Genomic DNA, 22,429 nt, shown 5'->3' with positions numbered 1-22,429 from the left:
CACGCACATTCACATAAAGAAATCCAACATGAGCTACACTTATCTTACCATAGTCTAACACAGCGAGCTAGAAAGCCTACACCAGTAGGGGAACATGCCAGAGCCTTCGTCAAGTAGCGTGGCAGACATTCTGCCATGACTAAGCCGAGAGCTTTGTCGGAATGCAGAGCAGGTAAATCTATCAAGCGAAACGATTTCAGGAAAGTTATGCCCAGCGCTGTTGCTCCTTGACTGCAGAAAAAAATACCTGAAGAGGCTTAGGCTCATCGAAGAGGAGCTTTAGACCTCATGGCTTCCGAACAGATTGTGTGAAAGGCTCTGTCAACCAGGACAGCATGCGTGTAACGTTGGGGAATTTGACGAAGAAATAATAGGGATCTACATTGTGAATCAATTTTGTTAGGAAAAGAGCGGGTTTTCAAAGTGAAGATGAGTTTTAGGAAAAATAACTTTGTTGAAGGAAATGCTTTGTGATCGTATTTGTATCTAATGAGTTATCTTTGTTTCATTACTAGCAAAAATTGTACAGCCAATTTTTATATAGATACAAAAGGAATAGAATCGATATTCAGTTGAATATGGAATTGATGGGGAGTAATATTCATGAAATTATTAAATTGGTTTTATAAAATTTCGAAAAAGGAAAGAATATACTATTTTGATTACAAAAAAATTAAAAATTACAAGCTCTTAGCAATGTTGCGGATAAGAAATGAATCCCTAATTCTCCAAGATACATTAGATCATTTGAGTGAATTTGCTGATGGGATTATATGTTATGATGACGCCAGTACGGATAATACTTTTGAAATTTTAAAAAATCATAAGAAAGTTATAGCAATAATTAGAAACTTTCATTGGGAGACAACACCTGAGGAACGGTTAAAAAGTGAAACAGAACATCGTGATAATCTTCTTCGGTTATCTTCGCGTTATTCTCCTGAATGGATATTTTGTGCCGACGCTGATGAGCGGTATATAGGAGAAATTAGAGAATTTATAAACTCAGATGATTCTCAAAACGTTGATATAGTTAAAATTCAACTGTTTGATGCCTATATAACCAAGGAAGATCAGCAGTCTTATGCACCTACGAGCAAACTCCTCAACTTCAGGAAATATTTCGGACCTGAAAGACGAGATATTGTTATGTTATGGAGACCAAATGCGAGTATTAAATATATTGGATTGGATTCGAGAGAGCCTTCATATACTGAGGACAGTAGTATAGTTACCATGTTTTATTGTCAACATTATGGGAAATCTCTGTCAATTCAGCATTGGGAAGAAACTTGCGATTATTATGCTAATTATTTTCCATATGAGCCATATGGAAAAAAGTGGACTGAAAGAAAAGGAAAGGCGGTTCATGAAAAGTCAGACTTTGATCGTGCTTTGTATAAATGGGGATATGAGCTTTTCAGTAATGCAGTTAATATTAAGCCATAATTTAATTGTACAGGACGAGTTCTAAATCGTCTTTTAAACGGTTTCTGTTTTCCATAAGGGATCGGGAAATACTTTGCTACAGAGAAAAGAGAATAAAACAATAGGAGACTTTTTACGCAACGGCGGGAAACTTGACTGAGGAATGATACGGAATTGCATTATGAGTCGAATCAGCAAAGAGCTACATTTTCAAGACAAGGGCTATTTTTGGTTAAAGTTGAAGTACTATTAGAGCGAATGCTCTTTCAGAAGAGCTTCAGTCATACGAAACGATTTTTAGCATCGACATTAATGTAGTTGTATAATCCTATCTGCCTTGGGTAGATGTCGTTTAATTAAATATTTCGGTTAATCGGCAGACCTGAAATACAGATGTTAATGACCTAGAAGGAGCATGCCATTATGTTTGTCGTCTAAGGTGAGACACTTTTATCTAAAGGGTGAAATAAATATTATGTCAAAAAAGTACGTTTGGGTCTCAGGTATAACTGGGATCTTGTTACTCGCTTATTTTTATGCATTAAATGTGATGGAACCGTTGTTTGCGGATGACTTTGCGTATAGCTTTATTTTCGCAACAGATACCAAAGTAACGAGTTTATTGGATATCTTCCAATCCTTGCATGTACATTATTTTACCTGGGGTGGTCGGTTAGTTGCACATTTTTTCGGCCAGCTTTTTTTGCTACTGGGAAAACCGATCTTTAATATCATGAATGCCATCATGATGGTGTTGCTGATTGGAACAATTTTGTGTTTTGTGCGTTTAAGAATGATGAACCGTGTACAAGATGTTGGATCTTTGCTTGCGGTAGTAATTTTGTGCTGGTTCGGTCTGCCAAACTTCGGGGAAACTTCAATCTGGTTAATTGGCTCTGTCAACTACTTATGGACTACTGTATTTATTATGCTTTTTTTATTCCCTTACCGCTATCTGGCCGTAGAAAAGCCAATGCTGAAAGATAATTATCTGATTGGTGTGTGTATGGCCTTGCTTGGTTTTTTGGCCGGTATGACTAATGAAAATACTGGTTCAATTGCATGTATGCTGGTGGCAATTTTATATGTGTATTTAAAATGGATCAAGTCAAAAAAATTACCCAATTGGTTCTATACAGGCGGTATAGGCGTTTTTCTCGGATTTGCAACTATGATTGTTGCTCCGGGCAATAATAAACGATCTGAAGCGATCAATTATCATGCACCATTACTGCAGAGATTGAAAGATTATGCGCATAATCTTGAAGGGGCATTGATCGAGCAAAAGTATTTGCTGCTTGTTCTGGCTATTCTGCTTGTTATTAACATTTTTGCACTGATCTATTTCAAAGCTTGGAAATTGAAAAAGGAAAATGTCTATTTTGCGATCCTTTTTATGTTTGCTGGCTTTATGAGCTTTTTTATTATGATTGCTTCCCCTATTTTCCCTATCAGAGCCTCTTATGGGGGGGCGGCTTTTTTAATCGTGGCTTGCTTGTTTTTAATCGAAAACCTGAATATTGAATTGAAATTCTCAAGAGTACAAGCGGCGATAGTTGTTGTTTTTACGGTAGTGATGCTAATATCCATGTTTTCGGCTTTCAAAGGCTATGTGCAATTAAATCGGGAGAATACAGCTCGAATTGCGACCGTGAACGAAAACAAAAACAAAAACAATTACGACATTATTCTACCGCTGTTTACAGATGGCAATAGATACGTATTTGTCAGAGATATTGAGGATCAGCAATTTGCGTACTATTTCAATAAGTATTACGGTTTAAGCAGCGTAATTGCCGAGGATCAGGCCGTGTTGGATGCTTTGGAAAACAAGGATACTCTTTATGGCTTACCGTCCATTCTTGACCACAAAAACTTTTATTTTTACAAAAGCATAACCATTAATGACATCAAGCTGATTAAAGAGGATAATAAAGAATACTTATTGTTCATTTTTAGAAACGATACTAATGTTAATGATATGAGCAACTTAAGATTTTTTATTAATGCTTTTCCTTTAAATAATGATATTTCGCTGCTGCAGGAGGATCGCCAAAAGTTTGGATATGATAATTGGGATATGGCACCTGTAGCAAAAAAAATTAATGGAACCACATTTTTCGTTCGTGAGATTAATGGGAATCTTGGGAATTATCAAAATGTAGAAATGGGATTTTATTCAGTCACTGACGGGCGCAAAGGAAACGTGCTTGGTTTAAACAAAGAAGAGCTTGCAGGAAAAATTGAGCCGAGCCATGATATCAAAACAAGCGGCAAGGCTTTAATGAAAGAACCATTTAAGTTGAGTGACAATATTACGATGGATGAGTTCAAACTTAATCAATTCAGTCCTGAGGAACTTCAGGTAATAACACGTCTTGCGATTTCAGACTATCAAATGCTGCATGGAATGTATCTGTTTATACACGCATATCCTGCAGATTCAGAGATCAATAATTTGCCTGCAGAGCGTGTTAAGTTCGGTTACGCCAATTGGGACTTTGAATTGGGCGCTGCAACACAAGATGGATTTTGGACTCACACAGCTAAATCCCGAATAAGGTCCTTCAAAAAAATAGATATTGGTCTTTATAATGAAAAAGGCAATATTGGCAAGGTTCTTACATTATATGATGTCCAACTATAAGATAATTGGATGATATCATGCGAAAGAAGTGATAAAGATTCTAACTCTTTTTAAAGAATTTTATAATTCCAAAGGCCTTATTTTAAAACTGGCTAAAAATGATTTTTGGGCTAAATATGCCAGTTCTCAACTTGGGATTTTGTGGGCTTTTGCCCAGCCTTTGATGACCATTATTGTATATTGGTTCATTTTCGAAATTGGATTCCGTGTAGTTCCGCTCAACAATATCCCATATATTTTATGGCTGATGTGTGGTCTTATTCCATGGTTCTTTTTTTCTGAAGCCCTTGGCAACTCGACCAACAGCTTAATTGAATACAGTTATCTGGTAAAAAAAGTTGTGTTTAAAGTCAGCATTTTGCCAAGCATCAAAATTATTTCGGCACTGTTTGTACACGTATTTTTTATGGCTTTTTTATTGTATGTGTATTTCTTGCATGGTTATGAGCCCACAATTTATATGTTGCAACTTTTTTATTATCTTTTTGCGCTGTGCTTTTTATTGCTGGGTTTGTCTTACATTACGGCTTCATGCGTCATTTTTTTTCGGGATTTGAATCAAATCGTGGCTATCATCTTGCAATTTGGAATATGGCTGTCACCTATTTTGTGGCAACCCTCTTTGTTTCCGGCCAAATATTTAACTTTATTGAAACTGAACCCTATGTATTACATTGTTGAAGGATACAGGGACTCGCTGGTGAGTGAGGTCTGGTTCTGGCAAAAGCCCGAGATGACGCTGTACTTCTGGTGTGTTTCCTTTATTGTTTTTCTGGTTGGAGCATTGTTCTACAAAAAATTAAAACCTCATTTTGCTGACGTTTTATAAGGATGGAGTGTTAAGATGAGTGCTGAAGTTGTAATTGATGTAAAAAATGTAAGCAAAATATACAAATTATATGCCAAGCCAGCTGACCGGCTTAAAGAAGCATTGCATCCGATGAAAAAAAAATATCATAACGATTACGCTGCTCTTGACAATGTCTCATTTCAAGTTAGAAAAAAGGAAATTGTAGGAATACTCGGTACAAACGGTTCCGGTAAATCCACCATTCTGAAAATTATTACCGGTCTATTGAATCCAACGAGTGGTACAGTGAGCGTTCATGGTAAAATATCCGCGCTTTTGGAACTGGGTGCAGGGTTTAACCAGGAGCTTACTGGCATTGAAAATATTTATTTAAATGGAACTATGATGAATCTGAGCAAGGATGAAATTGATGAGAAGTTGCAGCAAATTCTCGATTTTGCTGATATTGGGGATTTTGTTTACCAGCCCGTAAAAACTTATTCAAGCGGTATGTTTGCCAGATTAGCTTTTGCAGTAGCCATCAATGTTGAGCCGGATATATTGATTGTGGACGAGGCGCTGGCTGTTGGGGATATGTTTTTTCAGGAGAAATGTTATGAGAAAATGAAGGAAATGGTGCAAAGCGGAGCTACCATTCTGTTTGTGAGTCATAGCCTAAGCGCAATCCGTAACTTTTGCAGTCATGCAGTCTGGATTGAAAAAGGCATACTGAGAGAAGAGGGACCGGCAGATGAAATTTGCGAAAAATATAAATATTTTATCGAACAAAAAGAAGCAAAAGAAATTGTAATGGCTACTGATGCAGAAGAACTTACCGATGAGCTTGCCGGTAAAGCTAAAAATAAGATTTTTGTAAAAAAAATTCAAATTAATAAAAATGTAGTGGTTACCGGAGAGGATATTGTATTCACAATTGAACTCGGTTTCAGAGAATCCGGCTTGAAATACGGTGTGGGATTGATCGTTTATAATGAGAAAGGCGACATTGTCACTCTGTTTAATACTGTTCGTGATGATGTGAAATTAGACCAGCCTTATTCCGTATTTAAAATCAAAGTGGAGAATAATGACTTTTTAGATGGACGATATTTCATTTCCGTTCATATCTCTGATGAAATGGCTATGTACCCTTATGATCGTAATGACTATGTGTCCGAATTTAGAGTATTGCCCAAGAAAAATCTGCGCGGATTGCCTGTTGGGGAAGGATATTTTAGATGTAAGCATGAATGGGAGATATTAGAGTGATATACATTGTTGGAATAATTTGGTGAGTTTGGGTGGTGTATGATGATTAGAAAGATGTTGCGCTTTATTATTGTAATAATCGTCACGTTTGCTTTTGTATCTTCAGTATCTGCTATCAAAAATAGCAATCTTTTTGCCCCGGAGGTGTATAAACTCAAGACGATCAATCTGGGCACAAATCTGAATGCAAACTTTGGAGAGATTACAAATGCTAAAGTAATTGAACAGTCCTTTTCTGCCAAACAGGATGGTCTTGCTAAAGTCGAACTGTTTTTTTCTACATTTAACAGGCAAAATGACAGTGAAACGCTGTTATCTCTATATGAAGCAGATACAAACCAATTAATAAGACAGGCAAAATTCAATAACATTCAGGCCAAAGATAATGCCTATAGCGAGTTGTCCTTCGATCCTGTTGAGAATTCAAAAGGCAAGATGTATATTTTGAGGATAAGCTCTAATACAAGTGATCCTTCCCAGGCAGTAACCCTCTGGAAGGACAACACCAGCCTGGCGGACGGAAATCTGTCATTTGCGGGGCAGCACCAGGAAGGCAGTCTGGTAGGCAAACTTATTTACCAGAACCAATTTACTATTAAGGATATTATAATTAACGGTCTTTTCTTTAGTTTTTTGAATATTATTCTGTTTGAATTATTGCGATTCATAAAAAATAAGTAGGGGACAATTATGATTAATAAGTTCCGAGTAATCATGCGTGCAATTCACCTGGTTCGCGATAAAGGCATAAAAAGCTTTATCAACAAGGCTCATGAAAAATGGTTTCAACTTTCTTTTTCAGAGCCTCCTTTTGTGCCGTTGGCTGAACAGCAGCTTGAAGAGCAGAAAAACAGAATATTCGACATCCAACCCAAAATCAGTATTGTCGTCCCTGTTTACAATACAAACCCCCTGTTTTTGAAGCAGATGGTTGACTCTGTACTGAACCAGACCTATTCCAATTTTGAATTGTGCTTATTTAATGGCGGGAGTACAGAGGGCGATGTCGAGAAAGTAATAAACCATTTTATATCCAAAAGTGATAAAATAGTCTATGCGTGCTCGGAAACTAATTATGGAATCTCTGAAAATACAAATCGCGCACTGGCACTGGCAACGGGAGAATATATTGGGTTGCTTGATCATGACGATTTGTTGACGCATGACGCATTATATGAATGCGTAGACGCTATTAACAGACACGGTGCAGACGTCATTTATTCCGATGAAGATAAAATTATCGGTAATACAGGGAAACATATCAGTGTTCACAAAAAACCAGACTGGTCTCCAGATACATTGCTGAGCTACAATTATATCTGTCATTTTTTGGTTTTTAAAACTTCGTTGCTTCAAAGCACGGGACTATTTAATAGTCAATTCGATGGAAGCCAGGACTACGATTTTATTTTAAGATTGACTGAACGAGCAATCTGTGTCCATCATATCCCAAAGGTTTTGTATCATTGGCGAATTAGCGAAAATTCCACAGCTGCCAGCTATTCAGCCAAGTCTTACGCCCTGCAGGCTGGAAAAAATGCCCTGCAGAACTATGTGTCAAACCGAAACGAATCATTGACAGTGAATGAAGGCGCATTTCATGGCGCTTTTAATATAACTCCAGTTTTAAATGAGATACAGACAGCAGCTTTGTTTTGCCTGGGCAATTGGGGAAGTACACAGTCTATAAAAGAGTACTATGCCAGTCTTAATATCTCTTCCGAATACCGACCGTTTGATGTAGTGATGATGAATTTTACTCCATTTCATAAAGATGCATACAGCATTGCCGAGCAGTCTTCATACTATAAAGTGTATGACTGCAGTGATAAAAATGTTGCTGAAGCATTAAATGGTTTGTTAAAAAAAAGTAATGCTGATCATGCCATCGTTATAAATGCGGATATTCACTCTTTGGCTGATAATTGGTACAAGATTTTAATAGCGGAAGCTGTCTCAACCGAGTCAGCTGTTATAGCTCCCAAAGTTTTGAACAAAAAAAATAAAATCAGCAGTTATGGACTTGCGGTTAGCCAAAAAGGAATTATAAATCTATATCATAATATCAATTCTAGCTTTTTTGGTTATTTCGGTCGACTTAAAATCGCACAAAATATTACGGCAATCAGTCCTGAATTGTTCCTGTTGAAAAAAGATGCCTACAAATATTATGGGGATTTTGATGAAACCTATACTACCGATTTGACCATTGTGGATTATTGCCTGCGTGTCAATTTTCTTTCTGGTCACGTTAAGCTAGTGAATCATGAGCTTTTATATACTCGACAATCCCATTCCTATTCATGGCCTAAAAATGAACGGGAAGTTATGCTAGAGAAATATAAAGATTATTTGCAAGATAGGGATCATTATTATCCACTTGATTTTTTATATAAACCTGAAGGACTTTGAATATAATCTTTTATTTTGATAGGAGCGCCTGGTCAAATGAGAATTTTATTTACTCTTCATGATTTACAATACAGTGGGGGGACGGAAACCTTTACTTATAGTCTCGTCAAAGAATTTTTGCGACAAAACCATGAAATCTTTCTTTATTCCACTCGAATTGGTCAGTTAGCAGACAAATATACCGAGATCGGTGTACTTGTCACAGACGAAATCGCTTCTTTACCTGATGATGTTGACATTATACATGCCCAGCATCGTGCAGAAGCAATCTCCGTTTATTATAAATATCCTTCTGTACCTATGGTATTCACATCGCATGGCATTATTCCATGGCAAGAGAAGCCAGTCTTTATTCCCTCAATTGTCAAGTATGTAGCTGTTAGTGAAGAGGTACAACAACATTTGATTCAAAACTGGAGCATTCATGAAGATCAAATATCCATTATCCGTAATGGAATCGATCAAACCCGGTTCCATCCTAGGACCCCGGCTCATGAAAAACCCGAGACCATTTTGTTATTGTCTAACCGTTATACTTCATATGTTAAAGAGGTTTTGGGAGAAGTATCCAACAAAGCAAGCATGAAGCTTAACATTGTTGGACAATCGCACAACAATGTGTGGGAAGTAGAAGAGGAAATTTTGAATGCCGATGTGGTTGTTTCATTGGGACGAGGCATACTGGAAGCCATGAGTTGTGGCAGACTTCCGCTTGTATTTGATTATAATGGCGGCGATGGTATTGTAACACCCGATACTTATTATGATTTCCGTCAGAAAAATTTTTCTGGAAGGATAAACAGTGAAAAGTACAATGCCGATCAAATTATTGAATTAATTCAAAAATTCTATACGCGTGAGATTATTGAAGCCAATTTGGAACTTGCTGTTCAATTCCATGACATTAGAACGATTGCGGAACAGTATTTTAAGCTATACAAGCTTGGCGAGCAAAAAAGAGATAGTATCGTTACGATCGATCCGCAAATTATGGAGTATCTCATAGAAGGATATTCTTTTGCTGGAAAAGAGATTGTACAAAAAGAGAAGAACTTAAAATATTTGCTGGAAGTTAAAAAAGTCAATGAGGCCAATGAAGTCAGATTGAGTGAAAGCCTGACAGAGATGCAAGCTGAGCAAGCAAAACTTATGCAAGATCGAGATGAAGCAGTGAAGCAGCAGGCACAATTAAAATCTGAACTGGAAAAGACGGAAGCAACTTTGAATCGCGAAATTGTTACTTTGACGCAGATGGCAACCAGTAAAGACATTCAAATTCAAGATCTGGAATTTGAAAAAGAAGGGGTTCTTAATCAGCTGGAATTTGAAAGAGAAAGATTTCTTAACCAACTGGATCAAAAAGAAAACAATACAAGATACTTGCTCGAACTCACAAGGGAAAAAGATAAGGAACTGGAAAGTATTTATAGTTCTCGCTCCTGGAAATTGATTGCCAAAGTCAAAAAATATAGAAGATGGGTCAAAAAAGGCATAGCTAATCCAAAATTGGCGATCAAGAAACTGGCTAATCGGAATCAGTCCCTTCCCGCCCCTATTCCTGTGAAAAAATATGCGGAACAACAAGTAAATGGAGATATTCCTCGCATCAGTGTAGTCATTCCTGTATATGACCGAACAGATGTGTTGCGACAAAGTATAGATTCGATTTTGAATCAAACGTATCAAAATTTTGAACTGATCATCGTTTGCGATGGTTCTCCGGATGAAACGCTAAAAATCGTAGATGAGTATAAAGATCATGAGAAAGTTCGCATTTTTAAATATTATAACAACAGTGGTAACGCGGTACGTGGACGAAACAAAGCCATTCGTGAGGCGCGCGGAGAATTTCTGGCTTTTCAAGATAGTGATGATATTGCAGAACCAAATCGCCTGGAAATTTCGTTGAATTATATTAATGAATTTAAAGCGGATGTTGTTTATGGAGGCTGGCGAGCTCTTGTGGACGGATCACGCATGATTGATATTAAGAATGGGCAGGAAGTATTAAGTCCAGATTGCGGATATGATGAATTGCTCAAAATGTGTGTCCCTTGCCAAAGTACCGTAATGTTGCGGTTGGATGCTGTCAGAGCCGTAGGTGGACTAAAAACAAATATGCGCTATCGCGAGGACCACGAATTATGGCTCAGAATGGCGTATAAAGGATATAAGTTCAAATCAATTCCTTTGATGTTAACTAATCTTAGATTACATGGCAACAACCTGGAACTTTCGTTTAAAGACGACGATAATCACTGGTTTGATCTGATGCTGGAGGAGCACAAAAACATTGTAGTAATGAAGCCTAAGATTGCCTATCTTATTCCAGGATGCGGCATATCAGGTGGTATCGCAGTAGTGTGTCAGCACGCAAACCGTTTATTAAATCGTGGATATGATGTGCTGCTTATTACTGAGGATATTCATCGAGAGATCAACTGGTTTCCGAACCAGAAAGTTGAGATAATCGGTATTGATGAAGCACCGACTAATTTGGATATTCTTGTTGCAACAGGTTGGAGCACTGCTTATACCATTGCTGATATTCCTGCAAAGAGAAAAGTATATTTTGTTCAATCCGATGAGAGCCGCTTTTATCCTGCAGGGTCTTTTGAAAGTCAAAAGGCATGGGATTCATATAAATTCGATTATGAATATATGACGGAAGCAAAATGGATTCAAAAATGGTTGAAAGAAAAGTTTGGTCACGACTCTACCTATGTTCCTAATGGATTGGATGAGAATATTATTTTCCAAACAGATCCAATTACCAAAAAAGGCGATAAAGTAAGGGTACTGCTTGAAGGACCGATCGATATTCCATTTAAAGGGATGGAAGATGCCTTTAATGCTATTAATGATCTGGATTGTGAAGTGTGGTGTGTAAGTTCAGCGGGGAAACCGAAAAAAGAATGGAAATGCGATGTATTCTTTGAAAAGGTGCCAATGGGCCAGATGAATCAAATCTATTCCAGCTGTGATATCCTCGTTAAACTGAGTAGGGTCGAAGGATTTTTTGGTCCGCCTCTAGAAATGATGGCTTGTGGAGGAACTTGCGTAGTTGCAGATGTAACTGGTTATGATGAGTATATTGTCGATAATTATAACGCACTGGTCGTGGAGATCGGGGATGTTGAAGGCGCAAAGCAAGCTGTTAAAAAGCTTATCGAAGATACTGAGCTTAGACAGCGTCTGACTGCGAATGGTAGAAAGACAGCAGAAGAATGGAGATGGGAGCCGAGCATTGACACATTGGAAGAACTGTATTACAAAAATCTTAGTACTGGAAAGGTAGAGGTATGAGAATATTAGTAACCGGAGGAGCTGGATTTATCGCTTCTCATATTGTTGACAGATTGATTGCTGAACAACATGAAGTATGCATTGTTGATAATTTGTCCACTGGAAAGCAAGAAAATATTAATCCTTCGGCTATTTTTTATAATGTGGATATTCGCAGTGAAGAGTTATTGGAAGTGTTTGAGAACTTCAAGCCGCAGATTCTAATACATCATGCTGCCCAGATTAGTGTGTCGCATTCGGTTGCTGATCCTTCACAGGACGCATCGATCAATATTAGCGGGACGATTAATATCTTGGATTGTTGCTATAAAACCGGAGTACAAAAAATTATCTATGCTTCTTCAGCAGCAGTGTATGGCTATCCAGAAGAACTTCCTGTAAAGGAGAGTGCCAAGCTTTCTCCGCTGTCACCCTATGGACTGTCCAAGTTAACACCTGAATTTTATATTCAGTTGTACTCCAATCTTCATGGTCTTAAATATACGATTTTGCGTTACAGCAATGCTTACGGCGAACGGCAGGATCCTAAAGGAGAAGGCGGTGTGATCTCAATTTTCCTGGATAACCTTCTTGCTGGCAAGGAGATTCAAATTCACGGTGATGGTGCTCAAACTCGTGATTTCATTTATGTCAAAGATATCGTTAACGCCAATATTGCGGCTCTTACCAAAGGGGAAAATTGCATTACTAATATCAGCACACAAACAGAAATTTCGGTGAAAGAATTGTTTGAAATGATGCGTAATATACTGGGAATCGATGCTTCCGCTTATTATATGCAGGAGCGTATAGGCGATATTAAATACAGCTCATTAAGCAATCAACAGGCGCAGCTCATCCTTGGCTGGACAAGTCAATTCACTTTATATCAAGGCTTGAAAGAGACAATCAACTACTATCAGAATATTTCTGTTAAATAAACGATATAACTAATAGAAATCGGAGGATTTTTGATGAAAGGTATAATTCTTGCAGGAGGTACAGGCTCTCGCCTCTATCCCTTAACCAAAGTAACGAATAAGCATCTGTTACCTGTGGGGAAATATCCAATGATTTTTCATTCCGTATCCAAGCTCAAGCAAGCTGACATACACGATATACTTATCGTTACAGGTAAAGAGCATATGGGAGATGTCGTTAACCTTCTTGGTAGTGGCCGTGAAATGGGCGTAACATTCACTTATAAAGTTCAAGATGAGGCAGGTGGGATCGCACAAGCCCTTGATTTGGCTGAACAATTTGTAGGTGATGATCAGATGGTTGTTATTTTGGGTGATAATGTATTTGAAGATGACATTGCACCATTTGTGGACAATTTCCGCAATCAAATCACGGGTGCGAAGATTCTTCTTCAGCAGGTACAAGATCCACACCGTTTTGGAGTAGCTGAGCTTGAAGGGGAACGGATTGTATCTATTGAAGAAAAACCTAAAGACCCAAAAAGTAACTACGCTGTAACAGGTATTTATATGTTCGATCATAGCGTGTTTGAAATTGTAAAAACGCTTGAACCTTCAGCTCGTGGAGAACTTGAGATCACTGACGTCAACAATGCATATATTGCTAAGGGAACATTGACATATGATGTTCTCCAAGGATGGTGGACAGATGCGGGAACTCATTCATCTCTTGCGCGTGCTAATGAATTAGCCAAAGATATAGTGTTTGGTGAAGAGTTTGGAAAGCTAAAGATTTAGAATAAAGGGAGGATATGAACGAAATGAAAGTAATCCCTTTGAAACTAGAAGGTGCAAAAATTATTGAACCCGTGGTCCATGGTGATCACCGTGGTTTTTTTATGGAAAGCTACAATGAACAAATCATGAAGCAGCATGGAATCAACTATGCTTTTATTCAGGATAATCAGTCCTTATCTGCAGAAGCTGGCGTGATCCGAGGGCTGCATTACCAGCTTAATCCTAAAGCCCAGACCAAACTTATCCGAGTGCTTTCTGGAGCCATCTATGATGTTATTGTGGATATTCGTAAAAGTTCCCCAACATTCGGTCAATGGGTCGGGGTGATCTTAAGCGAGCATAATAGACGTCAGTTACTGGTGCCTAAAGGATTTGCTCATGGGTTCTGTACGCTCGTTCCAAATACTCAAGTGTTGTATAAGGTAGACGAGTATTACTCACCCGAAAATGATCGGGGAATTCTGTGGAATGACCCTGCGCTGGGGATTGATTGGCCAACTTCTCATGCTATTCTTTCAGAGAAGGATCAGAAGCATCCGACATTAAGGGATGCAGACATTAACTTTGATTAGAGTGATAATAGGCGGCTGTTTTGTCGTTCTGTTTCAAAATAACATGTTAAATGTATTGAAGCACGTTTGAGGAGGTATTTATGAAACTTCTTGTCACCGGCGGTGCCGGATTTATTGGCAGTAACTTTGTATTGTATATGTTAAAGCAGCATCCAGACTATGAAATTGTGAATGTGGATGCCCTTACTTATGCAGGCAACTTGGAGAATTTGAAATCGATCGAAGATCATCCCAAGCATACCTTTGTGAAAGCGGATATTACTGATGCACAAGCGATGGATCAGCTGATGCAGCAGGGAATAGATGTGGTGGTGAATTTTGCGGCAGAGTCGCATGTGGATCGGAGTATTTTGGAGCCGGAAGTGTTTGTGAAAACAAACGTACTGGGCACACAGGTGTTACTGGATGTCGCCAAGAAATATAATGTGACCAAATTTGTGCAGGTATCGACAGATGAGGTGTATGGCTCTCTGGGTGAAACCGGATTGTTCACAGAGGAAACTCCGTTGCAGCCTAATAGTCCCTATTCTGCTTCCAAGGCAGGCGGTGACCTGTTAGTTCGTGCATATCATGAAACCTTCGGTTTGCCAGTGAATATCACACGTTGTTCTAATAATTACGGTCCATATCAATTCCCAGAAAAACTGATTCCGTTAATGATCTCACGTGCATTGAGCGACCAACAGCTTCCTGTGTATGGGGATGGCTTGAACATTCGCGATTGGTTGTATGTAGAGGATCACTGTAGTGCAATTGATCTGGTCATTCATCAGGGCCAGCTGGGTGAAGTGTATAATATCGGGGGAAATAACGAGCGGACGAATGTGCATATCGTCAAAACGGTATTGGAGGAGCTAGGCAAGCCAGAATCTCTAATCTCTTATGTGCAGGATCGTCCGGGTCATGACCGCCGTTACGGTATTGATCCGACCAAAACCATGAACGAGCTGGGCTGGAAGCCCAAGCACTCTTTTGAGACTGGCATTAAAGAAACGATTCGCTGGTACTTGGACAACGAGGAGTGGTGGACTCGCATTCAATCTGGCGAATATCAGCAATATTATGCTAAGCAGTATGGTTCCCGCTTAGGTGATGTGTAAAATGAGAATATTGGTTACTGGAGCATCCGGCCAACTCGGTAAGGATGTGGTAAAGGTCTTCCAAGAGCAGGGACATGATGTTGTTGGCTATGATCGGGAACAGCTGGATATTACGGATCTGGACCAGGCGATAAAGATAGTAGGACAATATCAGCCAGAAGCGGTAATCCACTGTGCAGCGTATACAGCGGTGGATGCGGCGGAGACTGATCTTGATACAGCTTATCAAGTAAATGCGGCAGGAACACGTAATATGGTACTGGCTGCAGAAAAAGCAGGAGCTAAACTGGTTTATATCAGTACAGATTATGTATTTGATGGGACAGCCGAGCAGCCTTATCACGAATATGACAATACGAATCCGCAGAGTATCTATGGAAAGTCCAAACGGGCGGGAGAGGTGTTAACCCAGACGCTTTCCTCAAGGTACTTTATTGTTCGGACGTCATGGGTGTATGGGCTGTACGGGAACAATTTTGTAAAAACAATGCTAAAGCTTGGGCAGGAAAAGCCGCATCTGCAGGTTGTGAACGACCAGAAAGGCTCGCCTACTTATACGGTGGATTTGGTTCGTTTTTTGGCAGAGTTGGTTCAAACCGAGAAGTACGGCGTATATCATGCCTCCAATAGTGGTTCTTGCACCTGGTATGAGTTTACGCAAGCTATTTTTAAAGAAGCGGTAGACATATTGGATGCTACGATAACTGCCACACTTGAGCCATGCTCGACTGATCAGTTTCCAAGACCAGCAGCACGTCCAAAAAATTCGGTCATGGAGCATATCGCAATTCGTACCAACGGTTTGAACAATCTTCGTCATTGGCGGGAAGGTTTACATTGTTTTATAAAAGAACTAGCTGATTTTCGAAATGATAATTAGAATGTTAGAAAGATCCCCCTGTAAGCTAGAGTTTGGGGGGATTTTTTCTTGTGCTTAGTAAGAAGGACAGTCTATAGTATAGTAGTCAGGATATATCTTCATTTAGTAAGAGCACGAGAGTGTTTTATAAGGGGGGGATCATCTGCACACTTTCAGAGTTCAGATCCTATTATCTACTTATAACGGAGAACAGTATATTGACGAGCAAATTTTAAGTTTGATTAGACAAGAAGGCGTGTCGGTTCAAATATTAATTCGTGATGACGGTTCAACAGATAATACTTTGGAGAAGCTGGAGCATCTAAAAAAGCTATATCCACAACAAATTGTTATATTTAAGGGTGAGAATAGAGGGGTTGTGCAAAGCTTTTTTGATCTTATGCTAATGTCTTCCAATGAGTTTGATGTTTATGCATTCTGTGATCAAGATGATGTTTGGAATAAGGATAAGTTAATAACTGCGATATCCTCTCTGAATAAGTTTGCTAATAACATTCCTTTAATGTACTGTTCTGCAACCCAAATGGTGGATCAGTGGCTATCTCCTATGAAAAAATGGCCTGTAGCTCCGCAAAAACCCTTATCTCATTACAATGCATTAATTGAGAACGTATGTGTCGGTTGTACAATGGTATTCAATAAAACCACAATGGAATTGGTGAAAGGTAATATTCCATTAAATATAAAAAATGTAATCATGCACGATTGGTGGACTTATCTATGTGTTTCATCTTTTGGAAGGGTCGTGTTCGATCCACAGCCGAGTATCCTCTATCGTCAACACCACAATAATGTTCTGGGAGGAGCAGCGGATGGCTGGAAAAGCAAGTGGAGCAAGAGGTGGAATAGATTTATAAACGGAAAAAACCATTATATTTTAAGTAAACAGGCTATAGAATTTGCGCAAACGTTTCAGCAGAAGCTTGATGATCAGAAACAACAGGAAATTTCTAGGTTTATTAGTTTTCAAAGCAAAAATATAATTAAGCGTGCCATATATATTTTTAGAGCACCATTCTATAGGCAGTCTGTAATTGACAATTTGATTTACAAGTTTGTTTTTATAATAGGTAGATTATAAAATGATTGATGCTTATTTTTTTAATGGGGTATTAAACAGTTAATCTGGTTGGTAATACAAAGATCACTATTTTCGAGCGTATTATAGAGTTGAAATTTCAAAAACTTACTCGGGATTGCCTAATGTTGAAGTTAGGTTAATACCGGATAAAATAGCAATTCATCCTGGAGAAACAAACGATTCTAAAGTGTCTCCTATATAGAAGTAGATTCACAAAAATCTCTTAAAGGACTCGCCTGTACTGTTTCTATGGAATCCCAAGTATTCGATATAGATATTTCTCGATACGAAAAAGTGGTAATTTAGGTTGATAAAGAGGATTATTCGAATAATGGCGATATTACATCTGTCAGATTAATAATCAGTTGGCTTTTTTTTGCGTCGAAAGGTTTTTATAAATTATAAAGATTTCAATTTGAATAAATATGCTATAAAGAAGGGGCTTCTATGTTTAAAACTATAACAATTCTTATACCTGCTTATAATGAAGAAGAAGTTATTTACCAACTTTATTCTCGCTTAACTAAAGTAATTGATTCTATTACTGGTTATAATTTTGAATTATTATTCGTAAATGATGGAAGTAAGGATAACACGGTTGAAATTCTTGGAAATTTAGGTAAGAAGGATAGAAGAATTTCATTAGTGGACCTTTCACGTAACTTCGGAAAGGAGGTTGCGATGATTGCTGGATTGGATTTTTCCGTGGGGGATGCTGTTGTGATTATCGATGCAGATCTTCAGGACCCTCCTGAATTGATTGTTGAGATGATTAAATACTGGGAGCAGGGCTATGACGATGTATATGCGAAGCGGGCAACCAGAGCGGGGGAAACCTGGTTTAAAAAATGGACAGCATCCAGCTTTTATAAATTGCTTCAAAAAATGAGCAGAATTCCTATCCAAGAAAACACAGGGGATTTCCGATTGCTCGACAGGCGTTGTATCGAGGCATTAAAACAGTTGAGAGAAACACAAAGGTATACAAAAGGTATGTTTAGTTGGATTGGATTTAACAAGAAAGAGATTTTATTTAATCGTGATTCTCGTGCGGCAGGAGAAACAAAATGGAATTATTATAAGCTTTTAGATCTGGCTATTGAAGGAATTACTTCTTTCACAACGGCACCCTTAAGATTCTCTGCAATGCTGGGGGTATTTATTTCGATAGGAGCATTTTTCTACATGATTTTTATCATAACTAGGACTCTTATTTTTGGAGGTTCTGTTGCTGGTTATGCTTCACTTATGACAGTAATTTTATTTCTTGGAGGAATACAATTGTTGTCTCTCGGTATTATTGGGGAATATCTAGGCAGAGTATTTAATGAAACCAAAAGTAGGCCACTGTATTTTGTCAAAGAGTATAGAAATGGTAAGGGTGCTATATCGGAACAAAATTATATGGAAAACAGATTCTCTCGGGGTCGGTTATGAAATTAGGTAAGGAGCTTGTAAATTACGTTGTTTTTGGAATTCTTACAACTATTATAAATTTGATTATTTATGCCCTCTTTACAAAAGTATTAGGTGCAGATTATAAGCTTTCTATTACAGTAGCTTGGTTGATATCTATGATATTTGCTTTTGTAACGAACAAGCTATATGTATTTAAAAAAAATGACTCTCAATTAACTTCGTTACCTAAAGAGTTCTCTTTATTCTTCCTTATCAGATTGTCATCTCTTTGCCTGGACTTCATTTTAATGATTGTGCTTATCCAAAATGTAAGGATGGATGATTTTCTAGCAAAAATTATTGTTAACTTTATAGTTATAGCAGTGAATTACTTGGCAAGCAAATACTTGGTATTTATGAAAAGAACAAGTGACTAAATTATTAGAAATTATCACGATTTTCTAATTAATTACAGGGTTTTCTGAATACAATTAAGATGAATCAATTCCATATAAGTATGGCAAGTGCTCTTTCTGCGGATGGCTTTCTAATTAACTACGTTAAATTATAATGCTGGTGGCTCATGATGGTTTGTTGCGTAATGGTGTATATTATCATTTTACGCGGAATCAGCATGGGCTTTTCTTTGCTCTTAACATACTCCATATGTCATACTACTACAATCTACATTGGAAACATAAGTAATATTTTCTGCACAATAATAAATAAGTTCTGAAGTTCAATATTTATGGAAAATCGTAATTCATCGGTGGTTTTTTGTTAATTGAGTGGGGATTAAAGCTTCATTTTGATAATTGTTCAAGCTTATACTCTTTTATTAGACATAACTATTTTATTAAAATACCATCGAATGCGTGTTCCTTTTTGGAAATATATAGTATAATTGAAACGTGCAACCGATAGAGCTGACAAGGGCGGTCGGCTAACTCTCCCGAGGAGGGGGGTGAAGCCTGTGACAGTGTTTGAGGCGCTCAGTTTAATGCTGACGTTCGGGGCGTTAATCGTCACACTGTTAGAGTTTAACAAACGAAAATAGACCGCCCCCGCAAGGAAGGGTCTATTTTCGGCCTGATTGTTCCAAAACCGTCCGCTCTTGGAGCGTTGGTTGCGCGGGGCTGGCTGGCACCAGCCCTTTTTCCATGTATATCTTACCACGATGAAATTTAGACCTCAACCGAGGATTTTACAAAAATCTAATAATCGACTTCCAATGAACAATATATAGATCCAAATGGTTTCGTTTGTCTATATTTGCACTTTGGAGCGACTGGAATCGAATTTTGCGAAATTCTACTAACTATGCAAGGTTACAAGTTATGTGCTTTTTTGCGCCCCGTGGTTTGCACGGTATGCTATAATAGGCGATAGTAGAATAGATTACTGAATTTGTCAGGAGCGTTTTAAATATGGATGTAAGCATACTGGTCGTCAACTATAATACATGTCGATTGACGCTGGATTGTTTGCAGTCGGTGTATGCGTCAAAGACGCAGTATCGATATGAAGTGATTGTTATCGATAATCACTCCAGTGACGGGTCTGTTGAGGCTATTCGTGCTGCATACCCTGAAATTATGTTGATAGCCAATAAGGATAATACAGGGTTTGCCAAGGCGAATAACCAGGGCATGGAAGTAGCTAGCGGGCGTTATGTATTGCTGTTGAACTCCGATACGTTGGTGCAGCCGGATACGCTGGATACAATGATTCGATTTATGGATACGCATCCGGAGATGGGGGCATCGGGCTGTAAGGTCATCCTGCCGGATGGCTCGCTAGATAAGGCTTGTAAGCGAGGGTTTCCAACGCCGTCTGCGTCTTTTTACTATGCTTTCGGCTGGTCGAAGCGTTACCCGGATAACCCGAAGTACAACCAATATCAGCTTGGGCATCTAAGCCCGGATGATGAGTATCCTGTGGATGTACTGGTTGGGGCTTTTATGCTGGTGCGTCGGGAGACGATTGACCAGGTCGGCGGATTGGACGAAACCTTTTTTATGTATGGTGAGGATATAGACTGGTGTTATCGGATTAAACAAGCTGGTTGGGGCATTTACTACTACCCGCGCACATATATTATTCATATCAAAGGAGGCAGTGCTCGCCGTCGCCCTTTGAAAATTATTTATGAGTTTCATAGAGCTATGTGGGTATTTCATCGTAAGCATTATAAGCAGCAATACAGCTGGATCACCAACATGGCTGTATATGCGGGAATTACGGTGAAGTTTGGGATGGCTTTTCTAAAAAATAAGTTGTCTGCACCGGTTAAGCCGGACAGCGGGGAACAATCTCGTACTGAGGTGAAAGCATGATACGCAGAAATCAGCGTTTTTTAACCCAATTATATATTGTGGCGGATTTCGCGGTCATTCAGTTATCCTTTCTGATCGCTTGGTTTTTCAAATTTGAAAGTGAATGGATCACTTATAAAGAGCCACTTCCTATTCAAGTATATGGAGGGTGGAGCTTAATATACGGTCTGATTGCCGTAGTGCTGGGAATGTTATTCTCGCTCTATTCACCAAAACGCAAAAAGAGGTTTGCAGATGATGTGTTTCGCGTCACACAGATTCATATTGTTGGCCTGTTTGTGCTGTTGAGTGTGATGTTTTTCGTAAAGCAAATCGACATCTCGCGGTCCTACCTGGCGATCTATATGATTGGTAATGTACTGATTATTTTGTTTTATCGATATTTTTTGAAGCAAGTTCTTAAAGTCCTCCGTCAAAAAGGATACAATAAGCAATTCATGCTCATACTTGGAGCGGGTTCTTTGGGCCAACGATTTTATCATAATCTTGGACAGTATCCTGATTTAGGCTACGAAGTAGTGGGATTTCTGGATGATAAACGGCATTGGAGTGAAGAGGAAGAGGCCCATTTTCGCCCGATTCTTGGAGGATTAGATCAGTTGGAGGCAACGCTGTCGCGCCTGATGATTGATGAGGTCATTCTGGCGCTGCCGCTGGATGCTCATGATAAGTATCCCAAGATTATCAACATGTGTGAAAAGGCTGGAGTGCGCACGCTTATTATTCCCGATTTCTTTGATTATTTGCCGGCACGACCTTACTTTGACAACTTTGCAGGTATGCCGATGATTAATGTACGGGATATTCCACTGGATGTAGCAGGGAATCGATTGTTTAAGCGTCTGTTCGATATTTTATTTTCTTTATTTGCGATTATTCTGACCTCTCCGATTATGCTGGCCGTGGCGATTGGTGTGAAGGTCACGTCGAGAGGCCCCATTATTTTTAAGCAGGAGCGGGTAGGCTTGAACCGTCGCACCTTCCGAATGTACAAATTTCGCTCCATGAAGGTACTGCCGCCTGGAACTGAAGATACGGGCTGGACGACTGCTAATGACCCAAGACGCACACGTTTTGGTACGTTTATTCGTAAAACAAGCCTCGACGAGCTACCACAGTTTTTCAACGTACTGTTGGGTGATATGAGCGTCGTTGGCCCACGTCCGGAAAGGCCCTATTATGTGGATCAGTTCCGTGAGGAAATTCCAAAATACATGGTGAAGCATCATGTTCGTCCTGGAATTACAGGCTGGGCACAGAGTAACGGTTTGCGCGGAGATACATCTATTGAGGAACGGATTAAGCATGACATCTTCTATATTGAGAACTGGTCGCTCTTATTCGATATTAAAATTATTTTTCGCACGATTCGCAATGGTTTCAAAAACGCATATTAATCCAGAGTCACCCTTCGACTTAGCCGGAGGGTGTTTTTGTGTCTATATAGCTGATTTTTTAGTTCAACTGATATAGGGCTGTTTTGAGTAGGTGTATGTAGGGTATTGACCTGTAC

General features: G+C 38.9%; 18 protein-coding genes. All 18 read left to right on the top strand.

Going from position 1 to position 22,429, the window contains the following annotated elements:
* The first annotated feature begins 603 nt into the window (after positions 1-603).
* The 18 genes from MKX36_RS22375 to MKX36_RS22295 all read left to right on the top strand — a co-directional run bounded on the left by MKX36_RS22375 (position 604) and on the right by MKX36_RS22295 (position 22,313).
* Positions 604-1,449: a glycosyltransferase family 2 protein gene (locus tag MKX36_RS22375; RefSeq protein ID WP_107733867.1), complete on the top strand. Its 846-nt coding sequence runs from the start codon at positions 604-606 to the stop codon at positions 1,447-1,449.
* Between the two features lie 454 nt (positions 1,450-1,903).
* Complete coding sequence (locus MKX36_RS22370; protein WP_340865711.1) at positions 1,904-4,075, top strand: DUF3329 domain-containing protein; 2,172 nt, start codon at positions 1,904-1,906, stop codon at positions 4,073-4,075.
* A gap of 28 nt (positions 4,076-4,103) precedes the next feature.
* Positions 4,104-4,904 carry an ABC transporter permease gene (locus MKX36_RS22365; protein ID WP_107733869.1) on the top strand — a complete coding sequence of 267 codons (801 nt, stop codon included), beginning with the start codon at positions 4,104-4,106 and terminating at the stop codon, positions 4,902-4,904.
* A gap of 15 nt (positions 4,905-4,919) precedes the next feature.
* Positions 4,920-6,134, top strand: coding sequence for an ABC transporter ATP-binding protein (locus tag MKX36_RS22360; protein ID WP_107733870.1), 1,215 nt, complete (start codon positions 4,920-4,922; stop codon positions 6,132-6,134).
* Between the two features lie 42 nt (positions 6,135-6,176).
* Positions 6,177-6,815: a hypothetical protein gene (locus tag MKX36_RS22355; protein WP_107733871.1), complete on the top strand. Its 639-nt coding sequence runs from the start codon at positions 6,177-6,179 to the stop codon at positions 6,813-6,815.
* 9 nt (positions 6,816-6,824) lie between these two features.
* Entirely contained in the window at positions 6,825-8,546 is a 1,722-nt protein-coding gene (locus tag MKX36_RS22350) for a glycosyltransferase family 2 protein (RefSeq protein WP_257126345.1), read from the top strand.
* Positions 8,547-8,582: 36 nt separating this feature from the next.
* Positions 8,583-11,852 carry a glycosyltransferase gene (locus MKX36_RS22345; protein ID WP_340865710.1) on the top strand — a complete coding sequence of 1,090 codons (3,270 nt, stop codon included), beginning with the start codon at positions 8,583-8,585 and terminating at the stop codon, positions 11,850-11,852.
* A complete protein-coding gene (locus tag MKX36_RS22340; RefSeq protein ID WP_290402626.1) occupies positions 11,849-12,772 on the top strand; it encodes an NAD-dependent epimerase/dehydratase family protein in 924 nt (307 codons plus the stop codon). Before MKX36_RS22345 ends, MKX36_RS22340 begins: the two co-directional genes overlap by 4 nt.
* A 33-nt stretch (positions 12,773-12,805) precedes the next feature.
* Positions 12,806-13,549, top strand: coding sequence for a sugar phosphate nucleotidyltransferase (locus MKX36_RS22335; RefSeq protein ID WP_107733875.1), 744 nt, complete (start codon positions 12,806-12,808; stop codon positions 13,547-13,549).
* Positions 13,550-13,572: 23 nt separating this feature from the next.
* Positions 13,573-14,121: a dTDP-4-dehydrorhamnose 3,5-epimerase gene (gene rfbC / locus MKX36_RS22330; RefSeq protein ID WP_340865708.1), complete on the top strand. Its 549-nt coding sequence runs from the start codon at positions 13,573-13,575 to the stop codon at positions 14,119-14,121.
* Positions 14,122-14,201: 80 nt separating this feature from the next.
* Positions 14,202-15,221, top strand: coding sequence for a dTDP-glucose 4,6-dehydratase (rfbB, locus tag MKX36_RS22325; RefSeq protein WP_107733877.1), 1,020 nt, complete (start codon positions 14,202-14,204; stop codon positions 15,219-15,221).
* Between the two features lies 1 nt (position 15,222).
* Positions 15,223-16,101 (top strand): dTDP-4-dehydrorhamnose reductase, encoded by an 879-nt coding sequence (rfbD, locus tag MKX36_RS22320; RefSeq protein ID WP_257126342.1) that lies wholly within the window; start codon positions 15,223-15,225, stop codon positions 16,099-16,101.
* 142 nt (positions 16,102-16,243) lie between these two features.
* Positions 16,244-17,182 (top strand): glycosyltransferase family 2 protein, encoded by a 939-nt coding sequence (locus tag MKX36_RS22315; protein ID WP_340866136.1) that lies wholly within the window; start codon positions 16,244-16,246, stop codon positions 17,180-17,182.
* A 447-nt stretch (positions 17,183-17,629) separates the two neighbouring features.
* Positions 17,630-18,619, top strand: a complete 990-nt coding sequence (locus tag MKX36_RS22310) for a glycosyltransferase family 2 protein (RefSeq protein WP_290402628.1) — start codon at positions 17,630-17,632, stop codon at positions 18,617-18,619.
* Positions 18,616-19,017 carry a GtrA family protein gene (locus MKX36_RS22305; protein WP_290402629.1) on the top strand — a complete coding sequence of 134 codons (402 nt, stop codon included), beginning with the start codon at positions 18,616-18,618 and terminating at the stop codon, positions 19,015-19,017. The genes MKX36_RS22310 and MKX36_RS22305 overlap by 4 nt, the downstream gene beginning before the upstream one ends.
* 527 nt (positions 19,018-19,544) lie before the next feature.
* Positions 19,545-19,637, top strand: a complete 93-nt coding sequence (locus tag MKX36_RS25430; protein ID WP_219727884.1) for a putative holin-like toxin — start codon at positions 19,545-19,547, stop codon at positions 19,635-19,637.
* Between the two features lie 370 nt (positions 19,638-20,007).
* Positions 20,008-20,916 carry a glycosyltransferase family 2 protein gene (locus MKX36_RS22300; protein WP_340865705.1) on the top strand — a complete coding sequence of 303 codons (909 nt, stop codon included), beginning with the start codon at positions 20,008-20,010 and terminating at the stop codon, positions 20,914-20,916.
* Positions 20,913-22,313 carry an undecaprenyl-phosphate glucose phosphotransferase gene (locus tag MKX36_RS22295; protein WP_016822991.1) on the top strand — a complete coding sequence of 467 codons (1,401 nt, stop codon included), beginning with the start codon at positions 20,913-20,915 and terminating at the stop codon, positions 22,311-22,313. The genes MKX36_RS22300 and MKX36_RS22295 overlap by 4 nt, the downstream gene beginning before the upstream one ends.
* Positions 22,314-22,429: the final 116 nt, after the last annotated feature.

The sequence above is a fragment of the Paenibacillus sp. FSL W8-0439 genome, from assembly GCF_038008995.1.
GTDB classification, from domain to species: Bacteria; Bacillota; Bacilli; order Paenibacillales; family Paenibacillaceae; genus Paenibacillus; species Paenibacillus polymyxa.
The sequence above is the reverse complement of the archived record's forward strand: the minus strand, read 5'-3'. Positions and strand labels throughout refer to the sequence as shown.